The sequence below is a fragment of the Cypionkella sp. genome (assembly GCF_034376685.1).
Taxonomy (GTDB): Bacteria; Pseudomonadota; Alphaproteobacteria; order Rhodobacterales; family Rhodobacteraceae; genus Cypionkella.
In genome coordinates this window covers 22,953-33,541 of sequence record NZ_JAXMJJ010000083.1, presented here as the reverse complement: position 1 = coordinate 33,541, position 10,589 = coordinate 22,953, and the positions used below count along the sequence as shown (strand labels likewise).

The 10,589-nt window shown below is 60.2% G+C and carries 14 protein-coding genes; 8 read left to right on the top strand and 6 right to left on the bottom strand.

From position 1 onward, the window contains the following. From U1A24_RS16020 to U1A24_RS15990, 7 genes are all read left to right on the top strand, one after another. Window positions 1–449 (top strand): response regulator transcription factor (locus U1A24_RS16020; protein WP_322322982.1); only part of this gene is annotated, 449 nt, incomplete at its 5' end. Between the two features lie 34 nt (window positions 450–483). Beyond that, window positions 484–2,151, top strand: a complete 1,668-nt coding sequence (locus tag U1A24_RS16015; RefSeq protein WP_322322981.1) for a sensor histidine kinase — start codon at window positions 484–486, stop codon at window positions 2,149–2,151. Further along, entirely contained in the window at window positions 2,148–2,567 is a 420-nt protein-coding gene (locus tag U1A24_RS16010) for an HPr kinase/phosphatase C-terminal domain-containing protein (RefSeq protein ID WP_322322980.1), read from the top strand. Before U1A24_RS16015 ends, U1A24_RS16010 begins: the two co-directional genes overlap by 4 nt. Before the next feature lie 7 nt (window positions 2,568–2,574). Next, window positions 2,575–3,498 carry an RNase adapter RapZ gene (gene rapZ, locus U1A24_RS16005; protein WP_322322979.1) on the top strand — a complete coding sequence of 308 codons (924 nt, stop codon included), beginning with the start codon at window positions 2,575–2,577 and terminating at the stop codon, window positions 3,496–3,498. A gap of 7 nt (window positions 3,499–3,505) precedes the next feature. After that, window positions 3,506–3,901: a PTS fructose transporter subunit IIA gene (locus U1A24_RS16000; RefSeq protein ID WP_322322978.1), complete on the top strand. Its 396-nt coding sequence runs from the start codon at window positions 3,506–3,508 to the stop codon at window positions 3,899–3,901. A gap of 4 nt (window positions 3,902–3,905) precedes the next feature. Then, the gene (locus U1A24_RS15995) at window positions 3,906–4,175 is read left to right on the top strand and encodes an HPr family phosphocarrier protein (protein WP_322322977.1); all 270 of its coding nucleotides are present in this window, start codon (window positions 3,906–3,908) and stop codon (window positions 4,173–4,175) included. A 28-nt stretch (window positions 4,176–4,203) separates the two neighbouring features. Continuing rightward, window positions 4,204–5,082 (top strand): lysophospholipid acyltransferase family protein, encoded by an 879-nt coding sequence (locus U1A24_RS15990; protein ID WP_322322976.1) that lies wholly within the window; start codon window positions 4,204–4,206, stop codon window positions 5,080–5,082. A 115-nt stretch (window positions 5,083–5,197) separates the two neighbouring features. On the opposite strand, the gene U1A24_RS15985 is transcribed toward U1A24_RS15990, so the two are convergent. Continuing rightward, the gene (locus U1A24_RS15985) at window positions 5,198–6,073 is read right to left on the bottom strand and encodes a 3-hydroxybutyryl-CoA dehydrogenase (RefSeq protein ID WP_322322975.1); all 876 of its coding nucleotides are present in this window, start codon (window positions 6,071–6,073) and stop codon (window positions 5,198–5,200) included. A gap of 164 nt (window positions 6,074–6,237) precedes the next feature. Here U1A24_RS15985 and U1A24_RS15980 point away from each other — a divergent pair, with 164 nt between their 5' ends. Further along, window positions 6,238–7,065: a DUF6473 family protein gene (locus U1A24_RS15980; protein WP_322322974.1), complete on the top strand. Its 828-nt coding sequence runs from the start codon at window positions 6,238–6,240 to the stop codon at window positions 7,063–7,065. A 45-nt stretch (window positions 7,066–7,110) separates the two neighbouring features. Here the strand turns inward: U1A24_RS15980 and U1A24_RS15975 are convergent, their stop codons facing one another. The 5 genes from U1A24_RS15975 to U1A24_RS15955 all read right to left on the bottom strand — a co-directional run bounded on the left by U1A24_RS15975 (window position 7,111) and on the right by U1A24_RS15955 (window position 10,589). Further along, the gene (locus U1A24_RS15975) at window positions 7,111–8,037 is read right to left on the bottom strand and encodes an electron transfer flavoprotein subunit alpha/FixB family protein (RefSeq protein WP_322322973.1); all 927 of its coding nucleotides are present in this window, start codon (window positions 8,035–8,037) and stop codon (window positions 7,111–7,113) included. Further along, window positions 8,037–8,798 (bottom strand): electron transfer flavoprotein subunit beta/FixA family protein, encoded by a 762-nt coding sequence (locus U1A24_RS15970; RefSeq protein WP_322322972.1) that lies wholly within the window; start codon window positions 8,796–8,798, stop codon window positions 8,037–8,039. The genes U1A24_RS15975 and U1A24_RS15970 overlap by 1 nt, the downstream gene beginning before the upstream one ends. Window positions 8,799–8,915: 117 nt before the next feature. Next, on the bottom strand, window positions 8,916–9,488 hold the full coding sequence (locus U1A24_RS15965) for a cob(I)yrinic acid a,c-diamide adenosyltransferase (RefSeq protein ID WP_322322971.1): 573 nt from the start codon (window positions 9,486–9,488) through the stop codon (window positions 8,916–8,918). Next, window positions 9,488–9,697, bottom strand: a complete 210-nt coding sequence (locus U1A24_RS15960; RefSeq protein WP_322322970.1) for a twin transmembrane helix small protein — start codon at window positions 9,695–9,697, stop codon at window positions 9,488–9,490. Before U1A24_RS15960 ends, U1A24_RS15965 begins: the two co-directional genes overlap by 1 nt. A 67-nt stretch (window positions 9,698–9,764) precedes the next feature. After that, on the bottom strand, window positions 9,765–10,589 hold the full coding sequence (locus U1A24_RS15955) for an SDR family oxidoreductase (protein ID WP_322322969.1): 825 nt from the start codon (window positions 10,587–10,589) through the stop codon (window positions 9,765–9,767).

Here is a 10,589-nt window from a genome sequence, read left to right as displayed (position 1 = left end):
TTGATGAGGTGCTGGGGCTGCGGATGGGGGCTGATGATTACGTCAAGAAGCCGTTCAGCCAGCGGCTGCTGGTCGAGCGCATTCGCGCACTATTGCGCCGCAACGAAGCGATTGCCACCGGCGAGGTTGCCGTTACCGAAGAAACCAAGATTATGGAGCGTGGCCATCTGCGCATGGATCCGTTGCGGCATTCCGTGGCCTGGAAGGGCCGCGATGTCTCGCTGACCGTGACCGAGTTCATGCTGTTGCAGGCACTGGCGCAGCGCCCCGGTTTTGTCAAAAGCCGCGATCAGTTGATGGATGTGGCCTATGACGATCAAGTCTATGTCGATGACCGCACCATCGACAGCCATATCAAGCGCCTGCGCAAGAAAATGCGCTCGGTAGATGATGATTTCGCGGCCATCGAAACGCTGTATGGCATTGGGTATCGTTACAACGAAGAATGACCGCCAAGATATGACCGCCGCGCCAGACATATCCATGAAAACCGCTGCCCCGGCGAAAAAACCGGGTGAGCTGCTTTTGGGCGAAGACTGGGTCTCGCCCGAGGTTGTCGCTGACAGCGCGCTTTCCGAAGGGCGAGGGCGGCGCGGCATCGTCTCGTTGAACCGCTCGCCTTTGGCGCGCAAGATCATCGTGTTCAACCTGATGGCGCTGGTGATTTTGGTGGCGGGGGTTCTGTTCATGAACCCCTTCCGCGACAGTCTGGTGTTGCAGCGCGAAAAGGCTTTGGTGACAGAGGCGCGGTTGATCTCCAATGTGGTGGAAACGGTTGCCGCCAACGCCAATGGCACCCTGCCTACAACATTGACGGGATTGGCTGTGGCACCGGGGGTCGAGGTTTTTGTCTTTGATCCCAAAGGGCAGCTGGTTTCGCACAGCATTGGTCAGGCCCGTCCCGGCGATGCCGTCCGCGATGAGCGCCAGACCATCATCACTGATCTTCTCAATGGCATATGGGCGGCGGTCTCGGGCCTTTTGGGGGCCGATAATCGCACGCGGACCACCGCCACTGGCGAGACCTTGGCGCGTGATCTCTATCCCCGTGCGCTGACGGGCGATGTGGCGGTGAACACCGGGCGCGGCGTGGACGGTGGCGCGCAGTTTTCGGTCGCAAGCCCGGTGCTGCAGGGCGGCGTGGTGATCGGTGCCGTGGTGCTGACCTCGGCAGAGGGTGAGATTGACCGTCTGGTGAGCTATGAGCGCGAGCAGATCCTGCAAATGTTCGTGATAGCACTGCTGGTTTCCATCGGCTTGTCGCTGGTGCTGGCCTCGACCATCGCAAATCCACTGTCGGATCTGGCAGCGGCCGCAGAATTGGGCCGCGACCGCGACGCGCGCAAAATGTCGCCCGGTCGGGTGCGAATCCCTGATCTTGCCGCCCGCCCGGATGAGATTGGCCGTTTGTCGGTGGCGATGCGTGGCATGGTGGCGGCGCTTTACGACCGCATCGACGCGAATGAACAGTTCGCGGCGGATGTGGCGCATGAAATCAAGAACCCGTTGGCGTCGTTGCGCTCGGCTGTCGGCTCGATGCGGATGGTCAAGAAGGAAGAGCATCGCGAAAAGCTGTTGAACGTGATCGAGCATGATGTGCGCCGCTTGGATCGCTTGGTCAGCGACATCTCCAACGCCTCGCGTCTCGACAGTGAATTGGTGAAAGAGGAAGAGGAGGAGTTCAACCTCGTCAAAACCCTCGCCAACCTCACCGAATATCTTGGTGATCAGGCGCGCGAGAAGAACGTTGAATTCATTACCGATTTCCCGACCGAGGCGATCAAGATCCACGGGCTTGAGGGCCGTCTCGCACAGGTGTTTGTCAACCTGATCACCAATGCCGTGTCGTTTTGCGATGATGGCGATGCGGTGCGGGTCTGGGCGCGCAGGCGGGAAAACCGCGTGTTGATCGTGGTGGAAGACACCGGGCCGGGCATCCCGGAACAGGCGCTGACCAAAGTGTTCAAACGGTTTTATTCCGACCGCCCGCCGACGCATTTCGGTAACAATTCCGGCCTTGGCCTGTCGATCTCGAAGCAAATCGTTGAGGCGCATGGCGGCGTGATCTGGGCTGAAAACATCCGCCCGACCAACGCTGACCCCACCTCTGATCCGCTCGGGGCGCGGTTTGTGGTCGGTCTGCCGGTGTGACGACCCAGCTGCTACACGCCAGTTGTGTGGCGGTGGACGGGCGCTGCGTGTTGATCACCGGCGCTTCGGGCACAGGAAAATCCGCGCTGGCGCTGCAACTGATCGGCTATGGCGCCAGCCTGATCGCCGATGATCAGACCCGAATCACCCTGCAAGACCAACAGCTTATCGCCAGCTGCCCGCCGCAGTTGTCCGGCATGATCGAAGCCCGTGGCATCGGCCTGCTGCACTCCCCGGCGCGCGCCCAGGCCACAATCACCCTTGTTGTCGATCTTGACCAAACCGAAACCCACCGCCTGCCGCCCAAACGCATCACATCTTTGCTGGGCGTGCAGCTTCCCCTTGTCCTCGGCGCGCAAAGCAACCATTTTCCAGCTTCGGTCTTGTGCTATCTGAAGGGGACAAGGCTGGAATGAGGCAGACGTGACAGTTGATTCCGAAACGGGGCATCCCGAAGCTGGACCAGAGCATCAGCTGGTGCTGATCACCGGCCCCTCGGGCGCCGGCAGGTCCACGGCCATCCACGCGCTGGAGGATCTGGGCTTTGAGGTGATCGACAACCTTCCGCTCAGTCTGGTGCCGCGGCTGATCGACGGCCCCAGCCTTGGCCGCCCCATCGCGCTGGGTCTGGACGTGCGCAACCGCGATTTCAACGCCACCGCGTTGATCGAACTGATCGACACCCTCACCCGTGATCCGCGCGTCGGCCTTGACCTGATTTATCTGGATTGCGACCCCAGCGAATTGATCCGGCGCTACTCGCAAACCCGCCGTCGCCATCCGCTAGCCCCGATGGAAACCCCGACCGAGGGCATCGCGCGCGAGATTGATCTGCTGGCCCCGGTGCGCGTGCGCGCCGACCATCTGATCGACACCACCGAGATGTCGCCGCATGATCTGAAGGCCGAGATCGGGCACTGGTTTGATCGTGACGCAACGGAACATATGGCGGTTTCGGTGCAGTCCTTCAGCTACAAGCGTGGCTTGCCGCGCGGCCTTGATATGGTGTTTGACTGCCGTTTTCTGTCGAATCCCTACTGGCAAGCCGATCTGCGCGACAAAGACGGCCGCGATCCGGCGGTGGCGGCCTATATCGAAACCGACCCGCGGTTTGTCGATTTCTTCCACAGGTTGCAGGGTCTTGTTTTGATGCTACTTCCGGCCCATCTTGCAGAGGGCAAGGCGCATCTTTCGATTGGCTTCGGCTGCACCGGGGGGCAACACCGCTCTGTTGCAGTTGCAGAAAAACTCGGCAAGGTGCTTGCAGAAGCGGGCTGGCCGGTGTCAAAACGGCATCGGGAATTGGAACGCAGGGCAGCTACTTTGCCTGCCGTAGGGTCGAGGTAAGACACGCGTGATCGGTATCGTGATCGTGGCACATGGCGGCTTGGCGCGGGAATATCTTTCCGCGGTCGAACACGTGGTTGGTCCGCAGACCTCCATGCGGGCGATTGCGATTGAGGATGACCATGACCGCAGCGCCAAACAGCGCGAGATTTGTGAGGCCGCTGATGCGGTTGATCAGGGCCAGGGCGTGGTGATGGTGACCGACATGTTTGGCGGCTCGCCGTCGAATCTGTCGCTGATGGCCTGCGCGGCGTCTGAACGCCGCATCATCTACGGCGCGAACCTGCCGATGCTGATCAAGCTGGCAAAATCCCGCGAACTTCCGGTGACAGAGGCCGTTGCGGCAGCACTGGAAGCGGGCCGAAAATACATCAATTCGCTGGATCTGGGCGGGGGGGCCTGAACAAATGGCCGCACAAACGCTGCATATCGTCAACGAAAAGGGCCTGCATGCCCGAGCCTCGGCAAAATTCGTTGAGGTGGTTGAGGAATTTGACGCAGCGGCACAGGTCACCAAAGACGGAATGACCGTGTCAGGCGACAGTATCATGGGGCTTTTGATGTTGGCAGCCTCACGCGGAACCTCTATTGAGGTCTCTACCAGCGGGCCAGCCGCAGCGGCACTTGCCGAGGCTCTGGCGGCACTGGTGGCCAATCGCTTCGGGGAAGACTTCTGAGGCGCGGGACGGGGAAGGCTTAGGCTTCGTGACAGACACGCCACAGACAGAGACCGTCATCGCGGGCCCGACCACGGCCAAGCGCGAATATGACATGCGGCGGCTGTCCTATGCGGGCACCTTCAGCAATCCTTTCAAGGCAGGCACGATTCGCGCGATTGAATGGCTGACGGCGAAGATCACTTTGCTGCGGCTGATCCGCGATTTTGAACGCTCGGGCGCGCCGTTTGGCTCACCGTTCTGGCCGAAAGCCATCAAGCAGATGGGCATCCGCATTGATACCCCTGCAGACGAGATCGCACTGATTCCCCCAACCGGGCCGTTGGTGGTGGTGGCCAACCATCCGCATGGCTTGGTGGATGGCATGATCATGGCGGAAATGGTCAACCGGGTGCGGGCTGATTTCAAGATTCTCACCCGCAGCCTGCTGACCGGAATCCCCGAAGTTGCCGAATTCATGATTCCCGTGCCGTTTCCACACGAAGAAAACGCCCGCGAACTGGGCCTGCAGATGCGCAATGAGACGATGGCGCATCTGAAAGCCGGCGGCGTGATCATCGTGTTCCCGGCGGGCAAGGTGGCGATGTCGGAAGGCTTCTTTGGTCCGGCGATTGAGGCTGAATGGAACGTCTTCACCCATAAGATGATCCAGCGCTCGGGGGCGACGATCCTGCCGATCCACTTCACCGGGCAGAATTCGCGCACCTTCCTGATCGCCAACAAGCTGTCAGATACGCTGCGGCAGGGTCTGCTGCTGTATGAGATCAAGCGCGCGCTGTTCAAGCCGCAGCGCCCCTATATCGGTGCGCCGATCCCGGCTTCCGAGTTGGAAAAATGGGACGGCAACCCGCGCGGTTTCCTTGCATGGCTGCGCCAACACACGCTGGATTTGGGCAAAAAGCCGTAAGGTTTGTCTTGGGGGAAACGGGCGGTTTGGCAGCGGAAGTGTTAAGACTTCGTGAATGCCACCCCTGTAACCCATTGATTTCGTTATGCCGTGATTTTGTCCACGCGTGGACAGATCACCGCGTCGGAACCGGCACCTCACCGCGATAATCATAAAACCCGCGCTGGGTTTTCCGGCCCAACCATCCCGCCTCGACATATTTCGACAACAGCGGGCAAGGCCGATACTTGGTATCCCCGAGCCCGTCATGCAGCACATTCATGATCGCAAGGCAGGTATCCAGCCCGATAAAATCCGCCAGCTCCAGCGGCCCCATCGGATGATTGGCCCCCAGTTTCAACGACTCATCAATCGACTTCACCGATCCCACGCCTTCATACAGCGTATAAACCGCCTCGTTGATCATCGGCATCAAGATCCGGTTGACGATGAAGGCCGGGAAATCCTCAGCACTCGCCGCCGTCTTGCCCAGCTTTCCCACCACGGCGAGCAGGGTATCATAGGTCTCTTTATCGGTCGCGATGCCCCGGATCAGCTCCACCAGCTGCATCACCGGCACCGGGTTCATGAAGTGAAAGCCCATGAACTTCTCCGGCCGATCCGTCCGGCTGGCCAGCCGGGTGATCGAGATCGACGAGGTGTTCGAGGTCAGAATCGTCTGAGGCGCCAGATGCGGCAGCAGCCCGTCAAAGATCGCGTTCTTGATGGCTTCCTTTTCGGTGGCAGCCTCAATCACCAGATCCAGCGGCCCCAGATCCGCCAGCACCGCCGTGGTCTTGATCCGCGCCATCGCGGCGGCCTTTTCCTCGGCTGCGAGCTTGCCGCGCGACACCTGCCGCTCCATGTTCTTGTCGATTGTGGCGATTGCCTTGCCTAGCATCTCGGGGTTCACATCGTTCAGCAGCACATCATATCCGGCCATCGCGAACACATGCGCAATCCCATTGCCCATCTGCCCCGCCCCAACAATGCCCACCGACCGGATTTCCATACCAACGCCCCTCATGCTGTCGTGCGGCACCTTACGCAGCCAAGGGGGGCGGGCGCAACCCTGCGGCGGTTGCGAAACATTTGCCACAAATCCGCGCTTTAGCGATTTGGAAAGGCGATTCGGGCAAAGTCGGTCTTGGGTGTTAAGACGATTGGGTGGGCTTCATGGCTTATGTGTTTCCCGGCGAGGGGTCGCTGGACTATTTTCCATGCCGGTATGGCAGCTCTCGGGTTTTGTTCCGCGGGCCGAGGCGCGATATTGACCGGGCCTATGTCGCAGTTCTGGGCGGGACAGAGACGTATGGCAAGTTCGTGCCGCTGCCGTTCCCGGATCTGATAGAGCGGCAACTGGGGCTTCCGGTGGCCAATCTGGGCTGCATGAATGCAGGGCCGGATGTGTTTCTGAATGAGGGTGCTGTGACACAGATCGCCGCCCAAGCCTCGGTGACTGTGGTGCAGATCCTGGGCGCGCAAAACCTGTCAAACCGCTATTACGCCGTGCATCCGCGCCGCAATGATCGGTTTCTGGGGGCCACGCCCCTGCTGCGCGCGATCTTCCCACGGGTGGATTTCACCGAGTTCAACTTCACCCGGCATATGCTGATGTCGTTGCAAAGCGCTTCGGGGGATAAGTTTGAGGTGGTGGCGGAAGAGCTACGGGCGGCTTGGGTGACGCGGATGAAGCTGTTGCTGTCGCGCTTGGGGCGGCGGGTGATTCTGCTCTGGGTATCGGATCAACCACCGCCGTCACCGACCCGCAGGGTTGATCTGGCGCACAATCCCCTGCTGATCGACAGTGAGATGATCAAAGCGATCCGTGCGCCTGTCGCAGCCTATATCGAGGCGGTGTTCAGCCCGGAGGCGCTGTCGCAAGGCGTCGATGGCATGGCCTTCGCCCCGATGGAGGCCCCCGCCGCCGCCGGATTGCCCGGGCCAGCGGCACATCAAGAGGTTGCCGATCTGCTGATGCCTGCCATCCACCGGCTGATATGAAAAAGGGCGCCGCAAGGCGCCCTTTCCAACTCGATTTCCGAAAGCTTACAGCTTTTCGATCAGTTCTGGCACAACGGTGAACAAATCGCCAACCAGACCGTAATCCGCCACCTGGAAGATCGGGGCTTCTTCGTCCTTGTTGATCGCGACGATGACTTTGCTGTCCTTCATCCCGGCAAGGTGTTGAATAGCGCCAGAAATCCCGACCGCGACGTAAAGCTGCGGTGCCACAACTTTGCCGGTCTGACCCACTTGCCAATCGTTCGGCGCGTAGCCACTGTCGACTGCCGCACGCGACGCGCCAACGGCAGCGCCGAGTTTGTCAGCCAGCTTTTCGATCAGATCGAAGCTTTCTTTCGAACCAACACCACGGCCACCCGACACCACGATACCCGCCGAGGTCAGTTCCGGGCGATCCGAAGTTGCGGTTTTATCCTCAACCCAAGCCGAAAGCCCAGCCTCACCCGGCCCACCGATTTTCTCAACAGCCGCTGAGCCGGTCGACTCTACAGCCGTGAAAGTCGCGGTGCGGACGGTGAACACCTTCTTGGTATCCGCCGATTTCACGGTTTGCACGGCGTTGCCTGCGTAGATCGGGCGCTCGAATGTATCGGCGTCGATCACAGCGGTGGCATCCGAGATCACCATCACGTCAAGCAGCGCGGCCACGCGGGGCAACACGTTCTTATTGAACGCAGTGGCGGCACCGCAGATGTGGCTATAGCCCCCCGCCAGCGACACCACCAAAGCGGCGGTCGATTCCGCCATGCCGTGGCTATAGGCGGGATCATCGGCGAACAACACTTTAGAAACGCCGGACAATTTTGCAGCTTCTGCAGCAGCAGCATCGCCACCCGTACCCGCCACCAGCACATGCACGTCGCCCAGCGAAGCAACAGCAGCAAGGGTCTTTGCAACAGCGTCGGTCGCCAAAGCGCCTTCGTTTACATCAGCAATCAGCAGAACGGCCATCAGATCACCCCCGCTTCGTCTTTAAGTTTCGCGATCAGCTCGTCGACCGAGCCCACTTTGACGCCTGCCTTACGGCCTGCGGGCTCCACGGTTTTCACAATGCTCAGGCGCGGGGCCACATCCACACCGAAATCAGCCGGGGTTTTGATCGCCAGCGGCTTGGCCTTGGCTTTCATGATGTTCGGCAAGCTTGCATAGCGCGGCTCGTTCAAACGCAAATCGACCGAAACAATGGTCGGCATCTTCACCGAAATCGTCTGCAAACCGCCGTCGACTTCGCGGGTGACGACAGCTTTGTCACCGTCAATCGTCAGTTCCGACACGAAGGTCGCCTGAGACCAACCCAGCAGAGCCGACAGCATCTGCCCGGTTGCATTCATATCGTTATCAATGGCTTGCTTGCCGCAGAGCACGATACCGGGGGCTTCTTCCTTGACCACAGCGGCCAACAGCTTGGCGACCGAAAGCGGCTCGATATCGGTATGCACGTTGTCGGTGGCCTCAATCAGGATGGCGCGGTCCGCGCCCATCGCCAAAGCGGTGCGCAAGGTTTCCTGCGATTGTTTGACGCCGATGGAGACAACCACCACTTCGGTCGCGACACCCTTTTCCTTCAGCCGGATCGCTTCTTCGACAGCGATCTCGTCAAACGGGTTCATCGACATTTTCACATTGGCCAGATCAACCCCGGAACCGTCCGCTTTCACGCGCACTTTCACGTTGTAGTCGATCACACGTTTGACAGGTACAAGAACCTTCATCGCGCATATCTCCGTTCAATGGCCCGAAGGCCGCCCAAGCTCTCGCAGCCGTCATATATGGTTGAGCGCGTCGGTAACAGACCAAAACCGACGAAATAGCGCGGTCAGACGTCGCGTCTAACGCGTGAGGCCGGGCACCCAGAGCACGTCGTCGCGGCCGTCATTATTGGCGATGCGGCCTGCGACAAAGAACCAGTCCGACAGACGGTTGAGGTATTTCACCGCTTCAGGATTCACCGCCTCGGAGGCCGCCAGTTCCACCACCAACCGTTCGGCCCGGCGGCTGACCGTCCGACAGAGGTGCAGTTGGGCGGCGAGGGCCGATCCACCTGGCAGAATAAAGCTGCGCAAGGGCGTCAAACGGGCGTTCATCACGTCAATTTCCGCCTCGAGCCGCGCCACTTGCGCCGCGATCATCCGCAGGCGCGGGTAGGGGGCTTCGGCGTCGTTCTCCATATCCGGGGTGCAAAGATCCGCGCCCAGATCGAACAGATCGTTGGAAATCCGCTGCAAGGCTGCGTCCATTTCGCCGACAGAATGCTGCCGCGCCAGCCCTACGGTGGCGTTGGTCTCATCCACCGTGCCATAGGCGCTGACCCGCGCCGAGTGTTTCGCCACCCGCGCGCCATTGCCCAGGGCCGTTTCGCCCTTATCGCCGGTTTTGGTATAAATCTTCGACAGAACGACCATCAGTTGCCCCCTCGGCTGCGATAATAGGCGAAGCCGACGATGATGATGACCGCCCCGGCCTGCGCGATAATCCGGTAGCGCATCAGGCGGTTGGAGTGTTTGCGGTTGAACTCGCCACCTTTGGCAAAGCTGCCGATGCCGATCATCAGAATGATCAGCACGGCAAAACAGGCAAGCACGCCAAGGATGAAAATCGGGTCGCTGAGCATGGAAGGCTCCTTTCGCTTTGCCCTGATTTAGGCGTTTGGCGGGAAAAAGCGAACCGGAAAACGCAAGCTAACCCTTGGCGATCAGCCAATCCAATACACGGGTCGGCAGAATCCTCCGCGCAAAGCCCATCAGATGCGTCGGCGTTGTGACATAATACCGCGCCTTGGGGCGGGCTGATTCCAGCGCGTGGATCAGCTTTTCGGTTACGGCTGAGGCAGGCAACTCCCAGCGATCCTTAGGACCAGCTTCATAAAGCCGCCCGCGCAATGATGCATATTCGGCCGCGCGCGCGGAGTTTTCCCAATCAATCCAGCGCTCAAAATGCGGAATCGCTTTCTCGCGGATGGATGTTCCAATCGGCCCCGGCTCGATCAAGATCACCTTGATGCCCGTATCTGCCATCTCAATCCGCAGCACATCGGTCAGCCCCTCCATGGCGAATTTCGTCGCCACATAAGCGCCGCGCCATTTCAGCGCGACGAGGCCAAGCACCGAGGAACAGTTGATAATCCGTCCGCCACCTTGCGCGCGCATCAAGGGGATCACCCGGCGCGTCAGGTCGTGATAGCCGAACAGGTTGGTCTCAAAAATCGCGCGCAACGCACCGCGCGGCAGATCTTCGACCGCGCCGGGGCACGCGAAAGCGCCGTTATTATACAAGGCATCCAACTTGCCCTCGGTGCGCACGACCACCTCGGCTACGGCAGCCTCAACACTTGCCTCATCGGCATAATCCAGCACGAAGCTTTCCAGCCCCTCGGCGCGCAGACGTTCGCAGTCAGGTTCTTGCCTGCAGGTAGCAAACACCCGCCAACCTCTGGCGCGCAGGCCTCGGGCCGCGTCAAGACCAATGCCCGAAGAGCATCCCGTAATCAGAATCGTGCGTTCCAT